Raw genomic sequence first — 18,396 nt, 5'->3', positions numbered from 1 at the left:
CATGCACTCTCACACCGCAGCGCTCCAAAGGAGGCCCGCGTGCCCGCAACACCGATAGCCACGACCAACCCGGCCACCGGCGAAACGGTCAAGACGTTCACCGCCGCCAGCGACGCGGAAGTCGATGCCGCGATCACCCGCGCGGCGAATCGCTTCGTCGACTACCGTCGCACCGATTTCGCTCAACGCACCAGATGGATGCATGCCGCCGCCGATCTGCTGGAGAGCGAAGCCGACGAGGTCGCCGCAATGATGACCCTCGAGATGGGCAAGACCTTGACTTCGGCCAAGGCGGAAGCACTCAAGTGCGTCAAGGGGTTCCGCTACTACGCCGATCACAGCGCGGAGTTGCTGGCCGACGAGGTCGCCGACGCGTCGAAGGTCAACGCGTCCAAGGCGTTCGCCCGCTATCAGCCGCTCGGGGTGGTGCTGGCGGTGATGCCGTGGAACTTCCCGCTGTGGCAGGCGGTGCGATTTGCCGCCCCGGCCCTGATGGCCGGCAACGTGGGCCTGCTCAAACACGCCTCGAACGTGCCGCAGACCGCGCTGTACCTCGCCGACCTGCTGGCCCGTGCCGGTTTCCCCGAGGGCTGCTTCCAGACCCTGCTGATCTCCTCGGGTGCTGTCGAGCGGGTGCTGCGCGACCCGCGGGTGGTGGCGGCCACCCTGACTGGCAGCGAACCCGCCGGGCGTTCGGTCGCCGCTATCGCCGGCGACGAGGTCAAACACACCGTGCTGGAATTGGGCGGCAGTGACCCGTTCGTTGTCATGCCCTCGGCCGACCTGGAGTCCGCGGTGCGCACCGCGGTCACGGCGCGGGTGCAGAACAACGGTCAATCATGCATCGCGGCAAAGCGATTCATCGTTCACACCGACATCTACGACGAGTTCGTCGCCCAGTTCGTCAGTCAGATGTCGGCACTGCGGGTCGGCGACCCGACCGACCCGGACACCGATGTCGGACCGCTGGCCACCGAATCGGGCCGGGACGAGATCGCGCAGCAGGTCGATGCCGCTGCCGCCGCCGGCGCGGTAATCCGTTGCGGCGGCAAGCGACTCAACCGCCCGGGCTGGTTCTATCCGCCCACCGTGATCACCGACATCAGCCGCGACATGGCGATCTTTACCGAGGAGGTGTTCGGCCCGGTGGCATCGGTGTACCGCGCCGCCGATATCGACGAGGCCATCGAGATCGCCAACGCCAGCCCGTTCGGGCTGGGATCCAACGCCTGGACCCGCGACGAGGCGGAGATCAGCCGGTTTGCCGACGAGATCGAGGCCGGCCAGGTCTTTATCAACGGGATGACGGTGTCCTACCCGGAGCTGCCGTTCGGTGGAATCAAGCGATCCGGGTACGGCCGGGAACTCTCGGGCCACGGCATCCGGGAGTTCTGCAACCTCAAGACGGTGTGGGTGGCCTGACGCCGGCCGTCAGCCCGCCGCGACCTTGGCGGCGACGCCCACCACCCGCGTGGCCAGGTGGTCAAGTGCGGCCAGCGTGGCCTCGTCCAGCGCGTTCTGGTTGTTCGGTCCCGTGATGTGCCCGACGCCGTAGGGGTTGCCGTCGGCGAACTTGATCGGGTCGGTGTAGCCCGGCGGGACCAGGATGCCGCCGAAGTGCATCAGGGACACGTAGAGATTCAGCAGCGTGGCTTCCTGCCCCCCGTGGGCGGTCTGACTCGAGGTGAAACCGGCATAGACCTTGTCGGCGAGTTCACCCTTGGCCCACAGCCCACCCAGCCCGTCCAGGAAGTTACGGAACTGCGCGGAGGGGGAGCCGAAACGGGTGGGCGAGCCGAAGATGACGGCGTCCGCCCAGACGATGTCATCCCCGGTGGCCGCGGGCAGATCCTTGGTCGCCGCGTAGTTGGCGGACCACGCCGGGTTGTGGGCAAAGGTCTCCGGGTCGCGTGTCTCCTCGATGTGTCGCACGCGGACCTCGGCGCCAGCCGCCTCGCCCGCCCGGGCCACCCGCTCGGCCATCTTGGTGCCGTGCCCGGTGGCCGAGTAGTAGATAACCGCCAACTTCGTCATTGCCATCTCTCCTTTGGTTGTTGTGTCGTGTCAGTGCGTGCTGGTCAGCAGGCCCTGTATCTCGGTCAGCTCGTCGTTGAACTGGTCTCGGTGCGGCCGTGGGCCGCTCGCCCGCAACAGCCGAGCGAAATCCCTGGCCGCCTTGGCGATCCGTTCGGGCAGGCCTGAGCCGGACCCGTCCGCACCGAAGTCCGCGGTGGCGGCGAACACCCCGGTGGGTGATACCAGCGCATGCAGATAGCAGAACATCGGACGGAGGGCGTGGTCCAGCACCAACGAGTGGCGCTGCGTACCGCCGGTCGCCGCGATCAGCACCGGCGTCCCGTCCAGCGTCTGCTCGGGCAGCACGTCGAAGAACGACTTGAACAGCCCGCTGAACGTCGCGTTGAACGTCGGCGTCACCGCGATCACTCCGTCACTGCCCGCGACCGCGTCGAACACCTCCTCCAGCTCCGGTGAGGCGAACCCGGTCAACATCGCGTCGGTGATCGCGCGGGCCAGATGGCGCAGCTCGATGACCTCGATGTCGACCTGCCCGACCTCGGCGCGGACCGCCGCGCCGAGCCGGTCGGCCAACAGTCGGGTGGACGACGGCTCACGCAGGCCGCCACTGATCACGATCAACTTCATGACGCCTCCTGAATCTCGGGTTGCCGCGCAGCCTCGACCAGCGACTGGTGCGTCGGCGCACCGGGAACGTGCGCGGGCCGTCCGATGGCGAACTCCTTGCGCAGCACCGGGACAACGTGCTCGCCCAGCAGATCGAGCTGTTCGAGCACCGTCTTCAACGGCAGACCCGCATGGTCGACCAAGAACAGCTGGCGCTGGTAGTCGCCGACGTAGTCCCGGAAGCTCAGGGTCTTGTCGATCACCTGCTGCGGCGAGCCGACCGTCAGCGGGGTCTGATCACTGAACTCCTCCAGACTCGGACCGTGCCCATAGACCGGGGCATTGTCGAAGTAAGGCCGGAACTCGTTGACCGCGTCCTGGCTGTTGGGCCGCAAGAACACCTGACCTCCCAGACCCACGATCGCCTGGTCGGCACCACCATGGCCGTAGTGCTCGAACCGCTGGCGGTACAGCTGCACCATTCGTTTGGTGTGCGACGCCGGCCAGAAGATGTGGTTGGCAAAGAAGCCGTCGCCGTAGTGCGCGGCCAGTTCGGCGATTTCGGGACTGCGGATCGAGCCGTGCCAGACGAACGGGGGAACCCCGTCCAGCGGACGCGGCGCCAGGGTGAATCCGTGCAACGGGGTGCGGTACTCACCGCTGAAGTCGACGACGTCCTCACGCCACAGCCGGCGCAGCAACTGGTAGTTCTCCACCGTCAACGGCAACGCGGCCCGAATGTCCTTGCCGAACCAGGGATACACCGGTCCGGTGTTGCCCCGCCCCAGCATCAGGTCCACCCGGCCGTCGGCGAGGTGCTGCAACACGCTGTAGTCCTCGGCGATCTTCACCGGGTCGTTCGTGGTGATCAACGTGGTGGCGGTGGTCAGCTGGATCCGCTCGGTCTGCGCCGCGATGTAACCCAGCAGGGTCGTCGGCGACGACGGCACGAACGGCGGGTTGTGGTGCTCACCGGTGGCAAAGACGTCCAGGCCCACTTCCTCGGCCTTCTTGGCGATCGCCACGGTCGCCTTGATGCGCTCGGCCTCAGTCGGCGCGCGGCCGGTGGTCGGGTCGACGGTCACATCGCCGACGGTGAAGATGCCGAACTGCATACCGGTGCTCGTCACGGCGGGCCCTCCTTGGTTCGTTGTCAGCACTCTAACTGATAGTTGCTAACGCAACTAATTGTCGGTCCATTCCCGCATTTTCTGGCCGCTTAACGCGTCTCTCCGCCTGGACGATTGTGCTCATGTCAACTATATTTAGGTCTCATGGAGACACGGTGGCTCAACGAGGAGGAACAGCAGATGTGGCGGGGCTACCTCGACAGCACCCGACTGCTGCTACGCAGCCTGGACCGACAACTGGCCGCCGATGCGGGACTGACCCTGTCCGACTTCGAGATCCTGGCGCTGCTGTCCGAGGCGCCGGAACGCCGGCTGCGGATGAACGAGTTGGCCGACATCACCGTGACGACTCGCAGCGGAGTGACCCGAGCGGTCAAACGGCTGACCGACGCCGGCTGGGTCCACCAGGTCAAGTGCGAGGAAGACAAACGCGGCCAGTACGCCGAGCTCACCGAGTCGGGTATGGACAAGTTGCGAGCCGCCGCGCCCGGTCACGTGCAAGCGGTGCGGGCCGGGTTGTTCGACTCGCTCAGTCCGCGCGAGGTGGAACTGTTCACCCACTCCTACGCGCGAATCCGCGACAATCTGCTCGAGCACCCGTAGGCATTCTCGGCGAAGGCAACCGACCGCCGCGTCGATCTCCATACGATCGAGCCATGTCGCACTGCCACACCGCGCGCGGGCCCATCGACACCGCGGACCTCGGCGTCACCCTGATGCACGAGCACGTGTTCATCATGACCACCGAGATCGCCCAGAACTATCCGGAAGCCTGGGGTGACGAGGACGCCCGAATAGCCGATGCCATCACCCGGTTGGACGCATTGAAGGCCGCCGGAGTCGACACCATCGTCGACCTCACGGTGATCGGACTGGGCCGCTACATCCCGCGGATCGCCCGGGTGGCCGCCGGCACCGACCTGAATATCCTGGTGGCCACCGGCATCTACACCTACAACGACGTGCCGTTCTTCTACCACTATCGCGGGCCCGGCACCATGCTGGACGGCCCCGAGATCATGGCAGACATGTTCGTCCGCGACATCGAGTCCGGCATCGCCGACACTGGGATCAAGGCGGGAATCCTCAAGTGCGCCACCGACGAACCCGGCGTGACTCCCGGCGTCGAGCGGGTGCTGCGCGCGGTGGCCAACGCCCACCGTCGCACTGGAGCGCCCATCTCCACCCACACTCACGCCGGCACCCGCCGCGGCCTGGAACAGCAGCGCATCTTCGCAGAAGAAGGCGTCGACCTGTCCCGGGTGGTGATCGGACACTCCGGGGACAGCACCGACCTGGGCTATCTGGAAGAGCTGATCGCGGCGGGATCCTATCTGGGCATGGACCGCTTCGGCATCGACCTGATCCTGCCGTTCGAGGAGCGGGTGAACACGGTGGCGGCCATGTGCGAACGCGGCCACGCCGGCAAGATGGTGCTCTCCCACGATGCCAACTGTTATTTCGATGCACTGCCCGGCGAACTGAGCTCGGTGGCCGCACCGAACTGGCACTATCTGCACATCCACAATGACGTGATTCCGGCGCTACGGCAGCGCGGCGTCACCGAGGAGCAGCTGCGCACCATGCTGGTCGACAACCCGCGCAAGATCTTCGAGCACTCCGGCGGCTACTGAGGCCGTACCGGGACTTCACCGGGCAGGTGCAGCCGCGCGTATCGCCAATGACCGGACCAGCGCGTGCAACCGCTCGTGGGTGGCCGCGTCGGGATCGCTGAGGCGCAGCTGCAGGAGTTCACGGGCGGCCGCGTGCAGCACGCGGGCGGTGTAGTCGGGGTCAGGCAAGTCCGGGTAGATGCGCAGCAACTCACCCGCCAGATAGGCACGCACCACTTCTTGCGCCTGCGCCAGACGCTCGTGCAGTTCGGGCGGCGCCCCCTGCGGCGGGAATAGGAACAGCCGCCACGTCGCGGGGCAAGCGTCGGCGGCCTTGACCACGCCGTCGAATCTGGCGACCAGAACACCGTCGCCGGCTGCGTTGGCGGTTCCGGAGATGACCTCGGCGAATTGGGCACCCGCGCGTGCGGCTTCGCGATCGATGAGCGCAACGAACAGGCCGGCGGGGTCACCGAACTGCTGGTAGATCAGCGACCGGTTGATCCCGGCCTCCCCGGCTATCCGGTTCGGCGTGGCGGCATGGAACCCCTCCGCATCCACAATGGCGTGGGTGACATCGAGGATCTGGCTACGCCTGGCCTCGGCCGTCATCCGCCGCCGTGACTGCGCCGAAGTCATAGTTGACAGCATAACTAACAGTCTGTTATTTGTGTAACTAACAATGTGTTAGTTATTCGGAGGTCAGATGCCCACGCACTATCCTGAGCTTGCGCGACGTGTGCGCAGTCAGCGCGAGCTACAACCGGGCCTCTACGGCGACATCGACTTCGACGCACAGCCCTACCGCACCACCACCGATCCGGCAGATCTCTCCGCGCTGCCGGAGTGGGTCGCCGACCGCGCTCCCTACCTGGCCGACGAACGAGCCGTCGAACTGATTCGCACGGCGACCCTGCTGGGCGACGTGGTGGCCGACCCCTATGCGGCGCTGATGTCCGAATACAGCGTCACCGCGTTGATCGACATGCTCCAGTTGGCCTGCCGCCAGGGCATCGACGCGGTTGCCGACGCGCCGCCGGAGCTGGTGGCGTTCATCGCCGACATGGAGGCCGCGCCCCCGTGGCTGGACATGGACCTGGTGCGTGAGGGTGCGCGGCACGCCCGCATCCCGGCGGCACTGGTGGCGCCGTTCGTGACCCGTGGCGCCTTCATCGCGACCTTCGTCAACACCTACGCCGCACTGCCCATGGCACTGACCGGCGCGCTATCCGGCCGTCGCGCCGCGCGCCGGGTCAACGAGACCACGAGCTTCTTCGCCGTCACCACACTGCCCGGGGCGCTGGACCGCTACGGCCCGGGCTTCGAAGCTGCCGCCATGGTGCGACTGATGCACTCGATGGTTCGCTACAACGCGCTCAAGCGCTCGGAGAAGTGGGACCTCGACGTCTACGGGGTTCCTATCCCACAGGTCGACCAAATGCCGGCCGGAATGATCAACCTCTACCTGCTGGCCACGGCCGCCCACCGGAAAGGGCGCACCGAGTTCAGCGCGAGCGAGCGCGCCGTCGTCGAATTCACGCGCTACCGAGCGTTTTTGCTCGGCCTGCCCGAGGAGCTCCTGCCGACCACGCCCACCGAGATCATCCACCTCATCCATACCCGCGGGGCGCTGCTGCGTGAGGACTTCGACGACGCCACCTGCGGAGAGATGGTGCGCTCGACCATGGCCGCCTATCTGCGGCCCGTCGATACCCGCTGGGAACGCATGGCCGATGCCGTCGAGAAGAGCTACAGCAAGGCCGCTTTCACGAAGGCCTTCTGCAACGGCGACCGCGCCGTGGCCAAGGCCAAGGGCGTCTCGATCGGCCTGGCCGACTACCTGCGGATCGGCGTGACGGCCCCGTTCATCGTCGGGCGTCTGCTGGTGGTCCGGCGCGCCAGCCGGATCCCGGCATTGCGCCAGCTCACCGATGACTACCTGGTGCGGCTCGTCAAGCGTCGGCTGACGACCTACGGAAAACCTGAATTCACCAGCGATGCAAGCGATTACACTCCAGCCGGGCAGCTGGCGTAATCGAGCCGGCCGGCTACCAGACGAGGCGGGCGAGGTAGGTCTGGGCGTAATGGCGGACGGCGACAGTGTCGTTGATATCCAGCACCCCCGCCCGGTTGGTGAGCAGTGATGCGACCAGGCGCACCAGGATTTCCGCGGTGGTGAGGACCGCCTCGTCGGGCATGGTGACTCCACACAGGCGCAGCGTCGCGGCCACCAGATGGCTGGCCCGCACCAGCGCCTTCTCACCGCTGGGGGTGTTGACGCCGATCAGCAGTTCCGGCTCGCTTTCAATGACCGCGGTAGCCAGCGGACTCTCGGTGATGCGGCGCATGGCGAGGGTGAAGCATTCCACGATCGCGCCCGCGGCGTCCTGCGCCCGGGCGGCATTGCCGAGTTCGACGAACAGCGCCTGGGTGTCGGTCTCCACCAGCTGTTCGAACAGTGCCTCTTTGGTGGGGAAGTGCCGGTACAACGTGCGTCGGCTTACTCCGGCGCGCTGGGCGATGGCATCGATGTTGGCCCGGCGAAATGCATGCCGGGTGAACTCCACGCGAGCCGCCTCGAGGATGGCGCCCGCGGTGCCGCTCATGGGGTCGCCGACCTTGACTGATGCCGGACTGGCCATGTCGTTCATCCTGTCATGCTGCGCGGTGAGCTGGACCGACGTGAAGCGGCCGCCGGAGCTGTCGGCGAGTCTCCCCACCTGTTATCGTGACACAATTACATGAGTTTGTGCCATTGTGCGGCCGATCTGTTATCACCGGAGGTATTTTCGATGCCCACGCACTACCCCGACCTGTACCAGCGCGTGCGCCGTCAGGCCGAGCTGTTGCCGGAGCTCTACGGCGACCTGGACTTCGACGTACAGCCCTACCGCACGGCGAACTCCCCCGACGATGTCTCGTCACTGCCCGGCAATCCGGCCAACCGGGCCAAGTTGCTGGCCGACGATGCCGCCGTCGAATTGATCACGACGGCCACCTGGCTGGGCGATGTGGTGTCGGACTCCTACGCCGCACTGATGGGCCAGTACAGCGTCAGCGCCCTGATCGGCATGCTCAAGCAGGCCTGTCGCCAAGGTATCGACGCGGTGGCCGACGCGCCGCCCGAGCTCGCCGCGTTCATCGCCGACATGGAGGCCACCCCGGACTGGCTGGACATGGACCTGGTCCGAAAAGGTGCCGAGCACTCCCGACTCCCGATGGCGCTGCTGGCGCCGTTCGTCGTCCGCGGTGCGTTCATCGCGACCTTCCTCAACACCTACGCCGCGCTGCCGATGGCACTGACCGGCGCGCTCTCGGGCAAGCGTGCCGCCGGGCGGGTAAACGAGACCACCAGTTTCTTCGCCGTCACCACGCTGCCCGGCGCGCTGGACCGGCACGGCCCGGGTTTCGAGGCGGCGGCCATGGTGCGGCTGATGCACTCGATGGTCCGCTTCAACGCGCTCAAGCGATCCCCGAAGTGGGACATCGGCATTTACGGCCTGCCGATTCCGCAGATCGACCAGATGCCGGCCGGGATGATCAACCTCTTCGTGCTGGCGATGGACGCCCGCCGCCAAAAACGCACGGAATTCACGCCGAGCGAGCGCGCTCAGGTCGAGTTCACCCGTTACCGCTGCGTTCTGCTCGGCCTGCCCGAGGAGCTGCTGCCGACCACACCCGACGAGATCATCCGAGTGTTCAGCGCACGTGCCGCGCTGTTGCGCGACGATTTCGACGACTCCACCTGCGGGGAGTTGGTTCGCTCGACCATGGCCGCCTACCTGCGCCAGGAGCAGACACTCAGCGAGCGCATCGCCGATGCGGTCGAGAAGAGCTACAGCAAGGCCTTTTTCGTCAAGACGTTCTGCGGCGGGAAACGTGACGTGGCCAAGAAGATGAGCGTCACCCTCAGTGCGGGCGACTATGCGCGGATCGCGTGCACGGCTCCGTTCGTGATGGGCCGCCTGCTGCTGGTGCAACGCGCGGTGCGCACCCCCGGCCTGCGCCGGCTGACCAACGCCTACGTGCTTCGGCTGCTCAAGCGGCGATTGGCCGCCTACGGCACGCCCGAATTCACCAGCGACTCCGCCGAGTACACCCCGTCCGGCAAAGCCGCCTGAGCGGCGTCGGGGCGCTCCGCCGGACGCCGGGTCTCCCAGCCTCGTAGCTTCTCGCGGCACGGCTGCTCGACCAGGGCATAGCTGACCGCGGCGATAGCAACGGTGAACACCATGGTCAGCGCCAGCACCACCGCCATGTCCCCGGTGAACGCGAATCGGCCGATCACGGGGAACACCATGTCCAGTGCCGCCAGGTGCCAGATGAAGATCCCGTAGGACCAGCGGCCCAACGTCACCATCGGCGCGCTGGCCAAGAACCGGTGCGGTGTGTCCGGCCGGTCCAGCACCAGTGGTGCCAACAGCGCCCAGGCCAGCACACCGCCCATCGCGGTGCGCACGATGAACTGCCCGACGGTGGCCGAGGTCAGCCCCTCCGGCCCGGCCAGCGGCGACGCCGCCACTCCGAACGCCACCACGGTCAGCAGCGCCATCGGCAGCCGCCGACGGGCCAGGCGGTGCACCCGGCCAACCGGGCTGTACGCCCACTCCGCCAGCAGCATGCCCGCCCCGAACCAGCAGCCATAGGCCGGCGCCCAGTTCAACGGGTTCACCCCGTAGGGCGTGTGGATGGGCAGGAATCCCCACCCGAGGCTGAGCAGCGCCATGCCCGCGATCGCCGGTATCCGGGCGCGCACCGGTAGCCGCCGCGCCGCCAGCGCCAGCAATGGCAGTGCGATGTAGAAGCTGACCTCTACGGCCAGGCTCCACATCTGGGTCAGGCCCGGGGTCAGGGTCAGCGGTACATAGATCTGCGTCATCGTGAGATTGGCCAGCCACACCACCAGGCTGGCGCCCCCCGCGTCGGGCAGCAGCGCCAGGATCACCACCACCGACACCAGGTAGGCCGGCATGATCCGCACCACGCGCGACCGCAGGTAATGCCCGGTCGGCGGCGCGGGACGCAGCCCGCGCGCGGCCGCGGCGTGACCACGCCACAGCAAAAACCCGCTCAGCGCGAAGAACACCGCGACGGCCATGTCGAAACGACCCCAGAGCCGGCCGCTGATCCCCGTCGAATGCCCGGTCTGAAACGCGACATGCGTGATCACCACCCCGATGGCCGCGCAGGCACGCATACCCTCGACGGCGGGCAGGAAGCTGCGTACGCCACCTACCTGCTGACTCATCTGTTTTACGACCGAGGCATCGATGGACACACAGTAGCTGTTGCGTCTGCTGCTGTTAGGGTCAAACAAATTTGGGTACGGGGTCAAAAGGAGGAAGCGGCGACGTGAACCGAGCAATCATGATGCGTATCGCGGCATGCGCAGTCATGGGTCTCGGCGCCGCCCTGATGGTCGCGGCACTGTTGCTGTCCACCTACACGGTGGGCAAGATCGCCAAGATTCCGCTCGACATCGATGTCACGCTGATCGGCAACGGCAGCGGCGCCGCGTTGGACCCGGAGTCCCTCGGCAGTGAACACGCCGTCGTCGACCAGGACGTGCCGCTGGTGTCCCAGCAGCAGATCGGTGTCGAGTCGCCCGCCAACGCCGACGTGGTAACCCTGCAGGTCGGCTCGTCGCTGCGCCGCGCGGACCGGCAGAAGGACACCGGGCTGTTGCTGGCCATCGTCGACACCGTGACGCTGAACCGCACGACCGCCGAGGCGATTTCGGATGACACCCACCCGGGTGGCTCGGTGCAGCGGCCGCGCAACTTTGAGGACGAAACCCCGCCCACCAACATCGCCCTGCCGCACGAGGGACTGTCCTACCGGTTCCCCTTCGACACCAAGAAGCAGTCCTACCAGTACTTCGACCCGATCGCGCAGAAGGCCTACGAGGCCAACTACGAGGGCGAGGACGACGTCAACGGGCTGACCACCTACCGGTTCGTCCAGAACGTCGGCTACGACGGCGACGGCAGCCTGGCCGAGCCGGTGCGTTACCCGTCGCTGTACGGCCACGACGAAGACGGTGAGATCACCGCGCCCGCCCGACTCTGGAACATCGAAGGCGCCGACCCCGACGAGGACGTCACGATGACGCGGTACTACGCCGCGCAGCGCACGATGTGGGTCGACCCCGTCTCGGGCACCATCGTGAAGTCGAAGTTGCACGCCAACCACTACTACGCCCGGGACGCGCTCAAGCCCGAGATTGCGCTGGCCGACTACACGGTCACCAGCTCTGAGGAGACCATCGAAGCGCAGGTCAACGCGGCCCGCAACGAGCGCGACCGGGTGGCGCTGTGGTCCCGGATCCTGCCGATCACCTTCACCGCGGCCGGGCTGATCTGCTTGATCGGCGGCATCCTGGTCGGCTGGTTCAGCCTGCCGGCCGAGGCCGCGCTGGGCCGTGGCGACCGACACGGCTCCGACGGTGGGTTCTTCGGCGGGTTCGCGCCCAAGGCACCCACGGCCGACCGCCCGTCCGGGGCCGAGGCCGAGACCGAGAAGCTGCCGGCGCAACGTCCCCAGCTGGACCGCCCGTCGGGACCCCCGGAATCGAGCCCCCCGGAGCGCGCCACCCCGGATTCAGCTCCCGACCAGTCGTAGTCCCGCGGTGGTGCGAGCCAGGCGCGCGATCGCGCCCTGCTATGCACTCGGGTTGACGCTGTTCATCCTGGCGCCATTGCTGCGTCCGGGTTATCTGCTGTTGCGAGACGCGGTTTCGACGCCGCGCTCATATCTGACCGGGGCTGCCCTCGGGCTGGGTGAGGCGTCACCGAGGGCGGTGCCCCAGGACTTCGCAGTAGCGCTGGCGTCGCGACTCATCGACGGCGGCACCGTGGTCAAGGCGCTGCTGTTCGCGGGCCTGTGGCTGGCCGGATGCGGTGCGGCACGGCTGGTGGCGATGGTGCTGCCGCAGGCCGGGCTGCCCGGTCAGCTGGTGGCGACCACCGTGGCGGTCTGGAACCCCTATGTGGCCGAGCGGCTGCTGCAGGGCCATTGGAGCCTGCTGGTCGGATACGGCTGCCTGCCGTGGGTGGCGGCGGCTATGCTCGGATTGCGCTCGGGCTCATCCGGGCTGTTCGGCCTGGTGTTCTTTCTGGCGCTGGCCGGTTTGACCCCCACCGGGCTGTTGCTGGCGGCGGTGGTGGCGCTGGTGTGCGTCGCGGCGCCCGGTGCCGGGCCGCCGCGATGGTGGTGCGCGGTGAGCGCGATGGCGATCGCGGCGACCGCCGCGCTGCCCTGGCTGATGGCGGTGGTGCTGAGCTCGGGATCCGCACAGGGCGAGTCGGCCGGGGTGGCGGCGTTCGCGGCCCGCGCCGAGCCCGGCCTGGGCACCCTGGGCAGCCTCGCCGGGCTCGGCGGGATCTGGAACGCCGAGGCGGTGCCCGGTTCGCGACGAACGGCTTTTGCGCTACTGGCGACGGCGGCATTCATCGGAGTGCTGGGGCTGGGCTGGTCGTCGGTGCGTGACCTACCTGCGGCGCGGCCGCTGCTGATCCTGGCGGGCACGACGGTGCTGGCGTTCACCCTGTTGGCCACCGGGCCGGGGCTGGCGCTGCTGCGGTGGGCGACCGATATCGCTCCCGGGATCGGGATGCTGCGCGACGGACAGAAGTGGGTGGCGCTGGCGGTGCCGGGCTACGCGCTGGCCGGTGCCGGGGCGGTCGTGGGGCTGCGGGACCGGCTGCCGCCGGCGCGCGCAGCGCTGGTGTGCTGTGTCGCGCTGATCGTCGTGCTGCCCGACCTGGCCTGGGGTGTAGCCGGGCGGGTCACGCCGGTGCACTACCCGCCCGGGTGGGCGGCGGTGGCGGCCAAGATCAACGCCGATCCGCGCCCGGTGGCCGTGCTGCCGGCCGACACCATGCGCCACTTCCTTTGGGCGGGACCGGCTCCGGTGCTCGATCCGCTGCCCCGATGGGTGCGTGCCGAGGTGCTCACCACCGGCGACCTGACCGTGGGCGGGCAGACCGTCCCCGGCGAAGGCACCCACGCCCGGGCGGTGCAGCAGGCCCTGCTGTCCGGCGCCGAACCCGCGACGCTCGGCGTCAACGGGGTGGGATGGGTGGTCAAGGAGACCGACGTGGATGGCGAAATAGGCTCTGCGGCAAAGATGTTGAGTCGACTTCCGGTGGCCTACCAGGATTCGGACTTCATCGTGTACCGGGTCGGCGGCCGTGCGCCGAAGGCTTCGGCCGGGCCGCGCCGGGCCGCGCTGGCCGCCCACCTGGTGTGGCTGGCAATGCTGGCGGTAGGCGCGGGAGGACTGGCGGCGCCCGCGCTACGACGTCATCTGCCGACTAACGGCGCAGCTCGCCACTGAAGACGGTGACGGCGTGACCGATCAGAAGGACACGGTCACCGTCGCAGCGGACCCGCAATTCCCCGCCGCGCGCTGAGGCCTGCTCGGCCGAGAACTCGGCAACCCCCAGACGCTCGCCCCACAGCGCGGCGAGAGTGCAGTGCGCCGAGCCGGTCACCGGATCCTCGGGCAACCCGAAGCGGGGCGCGAACACCCGGCTCACGACGTCGGCGGCGCCGTCACCGCCTGCGGTGACCACCACGGCGCGGGCGTCGACCTTCGCCAGCGACACCGTGTCCGGCACCAATGCACGGACTTCGGCGGCCGAGCCGGCTTCCACGGCTACGTCCATGCTTCCCCGCCACACCGAGCGGATGCTCACCCCGGGCAAGCCCGTCACCAGCTCCGCTGTCGGCGACTCGGCGCGCACCGGATCCGCCGGAAAACCCATGCTGATCGCACCATCTGGCCCCGTCGTACAGCACAACACCCGGTCGCCCACCCGGAACGACTGATCACCGCCGAGGACATGGGCGCCGGCCAGGGTTCCAGAACCGCACAACGCCAGTTCGGCTACCGGACTGAACCACCGTAGGGGTCGCGCAGCGGGGTCCGATTCGACCGGACCGATGAATGCGGTTGCCGGGCAGTTGAACTCTGCTGCCACCGCCTGCATCCACGAAGTGTCGGCCGGACCGTCCAGCAGCACCACGCCGGTGGGGTTCCCGCGAAACCTGGCCGTCGTGAATGTGTCGACTACATATGCCGGGACGGGCACCTAGGCGTCCAGGAAGCGGGCCCGCACACCAGGTCCCGGGATCGGGCAGGTGTCGTGCCGACCGCCCAACCGATAACGGACGGCGGCGAAGCGGTCGTAGAGCCAGTCGCGCAGCCCTGCCGGGATGATTCGGGCCGCGAGCAGCAGCCGGAAGGGCCCACCCAGATAGCTCAGCACCCGCAGGGCCGCCGCCGATCGAACATCGATGTGCTCGTCGGTCCGGCCAGGGTTCTCCACGAAGACCATCGAATCGACATCCCGCAGCTCCGGATGGCGTTCGATGATCGCGCGCGCGAAGTCACTTTCCAGTGCCGCGAATCGCAGGGTGCCGCGCCGGTCGAACCGCAGAATGCTCTGCACCGATCGATTGCAGATTCCGCAGACACCGTCGTAAAGCAGCACGGGAGCTGGGTGATCAGTCACCGGTGCACCTCCACGTGTCTGCACAACCTCTTAGGCCAGTATGAAGCAGTTCGCCAACCGGTGGAAGTTGGCGCCGACTGAGGATTGCGGGCGATAGGGTCTCGACGTGGAGTTCACCGCGACCGAGATTGCGGCCGCAGTTCAGAGCGGAATGCTGACGGCCCGAGCCGCCACACAGCAAGCGCTGCACCGGATCGAGCAGACCCAGCCGGCCTTCAACGCGTGGCAGGTGATCCGCACGGACGCTGCGCTGGCCGAGGCGGACGCGATCGATGCCCGCGACGATCGCGAGTCGCTTCCGTTGGCGGGCGTTCCGATTGCCATCAAGGACAACATCGCCGTCGCCGGTGAACCGATGCGGGACGGCACGCTGGCCACCAGCGCGGTGCCTCGAGCATCCGATCACGAGGTTGTTCGTCGCCTTCGCGTCGCCGGCGCGGTGATCGTCGGGGTGACCCGCGTCCCAGAACTCTGCATCTGGGGCGCAACCGATTCGGCGTTCGGTGTGACCCGCAATCCGTGGAATCCGGAGCGGACTCCGGGCGGCTCGTCCGGAGGGTCCGCGGCTGCGGTCGCGTCGGGAGCGGTACCCATCGCCCACGGCAACGACGGCATGGGCTCCATTCGGATCCCGTCCGCATGCTGCGGAGTCGTTGGCCTCAAGCCTGGCCACGGGGTGGTGCCGGTCGGAGAGGCGCACGCATCCTGGGGAGGGATGTCGGAGAACGGACCGCTGGCGACCACGGTCGCAGATGCCGCGCTGATGTTCTCCGTCATGGCCGACGATCCCGATACCGCGGCACTGATCCCTCCGCCCACCCTGCGCATCGGCGTGTCGACTTCGGCCCCCAGCCTCGCGACGCCGGTAGCGCGCGATTGGGCCGACGCGGTCCACCGGACGGCCGATCTTCTTCGCGGCGGCGGCCACCTGGTTCGATCGGCGACCCCGCGTTACCCGGCCACGCTGATGAACACGACCGCACTGGCGTTGTGGACGGCCGGAGCCGCGGCCGATGCACACGCCTCGGTGAACACGTCCTTGTTGGAGCGTCGCAACCGCATCCATGTGCGGATCGGAGACGCCGTCGAGAAGCGGGGTCTTGCGAACCCCAAGGGGCGCGAGGTGTGGCGGCAGCGCGCGTTCGACTTCTTCGCCGACACCGACGTCCTGGTCACGCCGACGCTGGCTCAGCCGCCGATCAAGGCACGACGCTGGGCTCAGCGGGGCTGGCTCGCTTCGCTGGTCACCAACGCGCGCTACGCTCCCTTCGCGGCACCGTGGAACATCATCGGTTGGCCCGCGATGAACGTGCCCGCCGGACTCGGCCGCCACGGCCTGCCCGTCGGCGTGCAGTTGGTCGGCAAACCCGGGTCCGAGCGGACCCTGCTGGGCCTCGCCGCTCAGATCGAGCAGCTCCAACCCTGGCCGCGCACTGCTTAGCGAGCCGAAACCTCACACCACGCCGCTGACATACCGACGTTCTCGGACCGCCACCAGCACGGTGTGCAGCCCTTCGGCGCTTTGCCGCCACGAGAATTCGGCGCTGCGGTCCTGCGCCTTGTCTCCGAGCTGCGCGCGCAGCACCTGATCCGCCAGCAGCCGGTGGAGCTGCTCGACCAGCTCGTCGCGATCGTCCACCAGCATCCCGGTAACCCCGTCGACGATCGAATCGGACAGCCCACCCGAGGACCGGTAACCGATGGTGGGCACGCCGTGCTGGCCCGCCTCGATGACGGCCAGGCCCCAGCCCTCCTTGCGGGACGGCAACACGTGCACCCACGCCCGTTGCACCACTTCGTGCTTGGTGACCTCGTCGACGTGGCCGTGGAAGGTGACCGCATCGGTGATCCCCAGCTCCGCGGCGTGCTCCACCAGCCGATCGCTCCACCAACCTCCACCGATGACGTCGAGGTGCAGACCCGGCACCTGGGAACGCAGCGCCGCAACCGCACCCAACGCGTCCTCGATCTGCTTGTGCGGCACCAGGCGGGACAGCACCACCACCCGCGGCGTCGGCGAGCGCGGATGGGTCAGCGTCGCCGGTGGCGCCTCGTCGAGGCCGTTGCGCACCACCGCGATGCGCTCGGGGCCCACCCCGAGCTCGATCAGGTCGCGCACCGAAGGTAGGGACACGGTCAGGTATTGGTTGCGCCGGTTCAGCCAGGGCGACAACCTCGACTCCACCATCCAGCCGATCCGGCTCAGCACCGGCCCAGCCACCGGCCACTGCTCGCGGTGGCAGTGGTGTACCAGCATCGCGACCCGCCGCCCGTATGCGAGCCGGGCCAAAAACGGCAACCCGTTCTGGGTGTCGATCACCGCGTCGGGCCGCACCCGCCGCAGCTGCCCGAGACCGAACCGGGCGGCCACCATGGCCGCCCCCGCCCACAGGTACACGGTGTACCGCCCACCGCGCCGGTAGATGTGCACCCCGTCGACGACCTCGTGTTTGGGTGCGCCCGGGTAGCGGGCGGTACGCAGCGTGACCGCCACGCCGGCGGCGGCCAGCTCGGCGCCGATGCGCTGCAGGTAGGTCTCACTGCCGCCACCCTGCGGATGCCCGGTGTCACGCCAGCACAGCAGCAGGACAGAGCGGACAGCAGGCACGCCGACCAGGGTAGTCGGCCGATTCCCCGCCCCGTCGAGCGTGAAGCCAGCTGCACGTTCGGGCCCCGGCGTGCGGCCACCTTCACGTTGGGCGAGTTCTAGGCTGGCTCGGTGGCTGCCACCGACCTGTTCGCGCGACGCGCGACGCTGGCCCGTTCGGTACGCCTGCTGTCCCAGTTCCGCTACGAGCAGAGCGAGCCGGCCCGGTTCTACGGCGCGCTGGCCGACGACACCGCCGCCATGGTCAGCGAGCTGTGGCGGGGGGTCTGCGGCGACGATCCGGCCGGCAAGACACTGCTCGACGTCGGCGGCGGGCCGGGCTACTTCGCCACCGCGTTCGCCGACGCCGGGCTGCGCTATATCGGGGTAGAACCCGACCCTGACGAGATGCACGCGGCGGGCCCGCGGCCCGCGGATGCCACCGGCAGCTTCGTGCGGGCCTCGGGGATGGCCCTGCCCTTCGCCGACGCCAGCGTGGACATCTGCCTGTCGTCCAACGTCGCCGAGCACGTGCCACGGCCCTGGCAGCTCGGCAACGAGATGCTGCGGGTCACCCGGCCCGGCGGCCTGGCGGTGTTGTCCTACACGGTGTGGCTGGGTCCGTTCGGCGGCCACGAAATGGGTCTGACGCATTATCTGGGCGGGCAGCGCGCCGCCCGGCGCTACACCCGCCGGCATGGTCATCCGCCGAAGAACAACTACGGCTCGTCATTGTTCGCGGTGTCCGCCGCCGAGGGGCTGGACTGGGCCCGCCACACCGGCGTCCTGGTCGCGGCATTCCCCCGTTATCACCCGCGATGGGCGTGGTCGATGACGAAGGTGCCGGGCATTCGCGAGTTCGGTGTGAGCAACCTGGTGCTGGTGCTGCAACCGGCATAACGGAT

The 18,396-nt window shown here is 68.2% G+C and carries 18 protein-coding genes; 9 read left to right on the top strand and 9 right to left on the bottom strand.

The window, feature by feature from the left end:
- The first annotated feature begins 39 nt into the window (after window positions 1-39).
- Window positions 40-1,422 carry an NADP-dependent succinic semialdehyde dehydrogenase gene (locus ACKY0W_RS01065; RefSeq protein WP_409436023.1) on the top strand — a complete coding sequence of 461 codons (1,383 nt, stop codon included), beginning with the start codon at window positions 40-42 and terminating at the stop codon, window positions 1,420-1,422.
- A 9-nt stretch (window positions 1,423-1,431) separates the two neighbouring features.
- Here ACKY0W_RS01065 and wrbA read toward each other — a convergent pair whose 3' ends face one another.
- From wrbA to ACKY0W_RS01050, 3 genes are read right to left on the bottom strand one after another with little or no spacing between them, the layout of a single operon-like run.
- The gene (gene wrbA / locus ACKY0W_RS01060; protein ID WP_409436022.1) at window positions 1,432-2,034 is read right to left on the bottom strand and encodes an NAD(P)H:quinone oxidoreductase; all 603 of its coding nucleotides are present in this window, start codon (window positions 2,032-2,034) and stop codon (window positions 1,432-1,434) included.
- Window positions 2,035-2,064: 30 nt separating this feature from the next.
- A complete protein-coding gene (locus ACKY0W_RS01055; RefSeq protein ID WP_409436021.1) occupies window positions 2,065-2,664 on the bottom strand; it encodes an FMN reductase in 600 nt (199 codons plus the stop codon).
- Window positions 2,661-3,758, bottom strand: a complete 1,098-nt coding sequence (locus ACKY0W_RS01050; RefSeq protein ID WP_409437910.1) for an LLM class flavin-dependent oxidoreductase — start codon at window positions 3,756-3,758, stop codon at window positions 2,661-2,663. Before ACKY0W_RS01050 ends, ACKY0W_RS01055 begins: the two co-directional genes overlap by 4 nt.
- Window positions 3,759-3,917: 159 nt before the next feature.
- Between ACKY0W_RS01050 and ACKY0W_RS01045 the strand changes: the two genes are divergently transcribed.
- Window positions 3,918-4,376: a MarR family winged helix-turn-helix transcriptional regulator gene (locus ACKY0W_RS01045; RefSeq protein WP_406758951.1), complete on the top strand. Its 459-nt coding sequence runs from the start codon at window positions 3,918-3,920 to the stop codon at window positions 4,374-4,376.
- A 53-nt stretch (window positions 4,377-4,429) separates the two neighbouring features.
- Window positions 4,430-5,407 carry a phosphotriesterase-related protein gene (locus ACKY0W_RS01040; protein WP_409436020.1) on the top strand — a complete coding sequence of 326 codons (978 nt, stop codon included), beginning with the start codon at window positions 4,430-4,432 and terminating at the stop codon, window positions 5,405-5,407.
- Window positions 5,408-5,422: 15 nt separating this feature from the next.
- Here the strand turns inward: ACKY0W_RS01040 and ACKY0W_RS01035 are convergent, their stop codons facing one another.
- Complete coding sequence (locus tag ACKY0W_RS01035) at window positions 5,423-5,998, bottom strand: TetR/AcrR family transcriptional regulator (RefSeq protein ID WP_409437909.1); 576 nt, start codon at window positions 5,996-5,998, stop codon at window positions 5,423-5,425.
- Window positions 5,999-6,092: 94 nt separating this feature from the next.
- Here ACKY0W_RS01035 and ACKY0W_RS01030 point away from each other — a divergent pair, with 94 nt between their 5' ends.
- Window positions 6,093-7,421: a DUF2236 domain-containing protein gene (locus ACKY0W_RS01030; RefSeq protein WP_409436019.1), complete on the top strand. Its 1,329-nt coding sequence runs from the start codon at window positions 6,093-6,095 to the stop codon at window positions 7,419-7,421.
- Between the two features lie 13 nt (window positions 7,422-7,434).
- Here ACKY0W_RS01030 and ACKY0W_RS01025 read toward each other — a convergent pair whose 3' ends face one another.
- Window positions 7,435-8,028 (bottom strand): helix-turn-helix domain-containing protein, encoded by a 594-nt coding sequence (locus ACKY0W_RS01025; protein WP_409436018.1) that lies wholly within the window; start codon window positions 8,026-8,028, stop codon window positions 7,435-7,437.
- Between the two features lie 150 nt (window positions 8,029-8,178).
- Between ACKY0W_RS01025 and ACKY0W_RS01020 the strand changes: the two genes are divergently transcribed.
- Window positions 8,179-9,507, top strand: coding sequence for a DUF2236 domain-containing protein (locus ACKY0W_RS01020; RefSeq protein ID WP_409436017.1), 1,329 nt, complete (start codon window positions 8,179-8,181; stop codon window positions 9,505-9,507).
- Here the strand turns inward: ACKY0W_RS01020 and ACKY0W_RS01015 are convergent.
- Window positions 9,444-10,634: an acyltransferase family protein gene (locus ACKY0W_RS01015; RefSeq protein ID WP_409436016.1), complete on the bottom strand. Its 1,191-nt coding sequence runs from the start codon at window positions 10,632-10,634 to the stop codon at window positions 9,444-9,446. The two genes, ACKY0W_RS01020 and ACKY0W_RS01015, sit on opposite strands and share 64 nt — an antisense overlap.
- A gap of 104 nt (window positions 10,635-10,738) precedes the next feature.
- On the opposite strand from ACKY0W_RS01015, the gene ACKY0W_RS01010 reads away from it, so the two are divergent.
- Together ACKY0W_RS01010 and ACKY0W_RS01005 are read left to right on the top strand one after the other, a co-directional pair.
- Window positions 10,739-12,007 carry a DUF3068 domain-containing protein gene (locus ACKY0W_RS01010; protein WP_406758946.1) on the top strand — a complete coding sequence of 423 codons (1,269 nt, stop codon included), beginning with the start codon at window positions 10,739-10,741 and terminating at the stop codon, window positions 12,005-12,007.
- Window positions 12,008-12,014: 7 nt separating this feature from the next.
- Window positions 12,015-13,724 (top strand): hypothetical protein, encoded by a 1,710-nt coding sequence (locus ACKY0W_RS01005; RefSeq protein WP_409436015.1) that lies wholly within the window; start codon window positions 12,015-12,017, stop codon window positions 13,722-13,724.
- Here ACKY0W_RS01005 and ACKY0W_RS01000 read toward each other — a convergent pair.
- Window positions 13,702-14,481: a PhzF family phenazine biosynthesis protein gene (locus tag ACKY0W_RS01000; RefSeq protein WP_409436014.1), complete on the bottom strand. Its 780-nt coding sequence runs from the start codon at window positions 14,479-14,481 to the stop codon at window positions 13,702-13,704. The genes ACKY0W_RS01005 and ACKY0W_RS01000 overlap by 23 nt on opposite strands.
- The gene (locus ACKY0W_RS00995) at window positions 14,482-14,904 is read right to left on the bottom strand and encodes a thiol-disulfide oxidoreductase DCC family protein (protein WP_409436013.1); all 423 of its coding nucleotides are present in this window, start codon (window positions 14,902-14,904) and stop codon (window positions 14,482-14,484) included.
- A 106-nt stretch (window positions 14,905-15,010) separates the two neighbouring features.
- Here ACKY0W_RS00995 and ACKY0W_RS00990 point away from each other — a divergent pair, with 106 nt between their 5' ends.
- On the top strand, window positions 15,011-16,345 hold the full coding sequence (locus ACKY0W_RS00990) for an amidase (RefSeq protein ID WP_409436012.1): 1,335 nt from the start codon (window positions 15,011-15,013) through the stop codon (window positions 16,343-16,345).
- 12 nt (window positions 16,346-16,357) lie between these two features.
- Here ACKY0W_RS00990 and ACKY0W_RS00985 read toward each other — a convergent pair whose 3' ends face one another.
- Window positions 16,358-17,512: a glycosyltransferase family 4 protein gene (locus tag ACKY0W_RS00985; protein ID WP_409436011.1), complete on the bottom strand. Its 1,155-nt coding sequence runs from the start codon at window positions 17,510-17,512 to the stop codon at window positions 16,358-16,360.
- Window positions 17,513-17,623: 111 nt separating this feature from the next.
- On the opposite strand from ACKY0W_RS00985, the gene ACKY0W_RS00980 reads away from it, so the two are divergent.
- Window positions 17,624-18,391, top strand: a complete 768-nt coding sequence (locus ACKY0W_RS00980) for a class I SAM-dependent methyltransferase (RefSeq protein ID WP_409436010.1) — start codon at window positions 17,624-17,626, stop codon at window positions 18,389-18,391.
- The last annotated feature ends 5 nt before the right edge of the window (window positions 18,392-18,396 follow it).

The organism is Mycobacterium sp. SMC-14 (assembly GCF_046250075.1).
Taxonomy (GTDB): domain Bacteria; phylum Actinomycetota; class Actinomycetes; order Mycobacteriales; family Mycobacteriaceae; genus Mycobacterium.
Note: the sequence above shows the minus strand (reverse complement) of the source record. Positions and strands in the feature narration are given on the sequence as shown.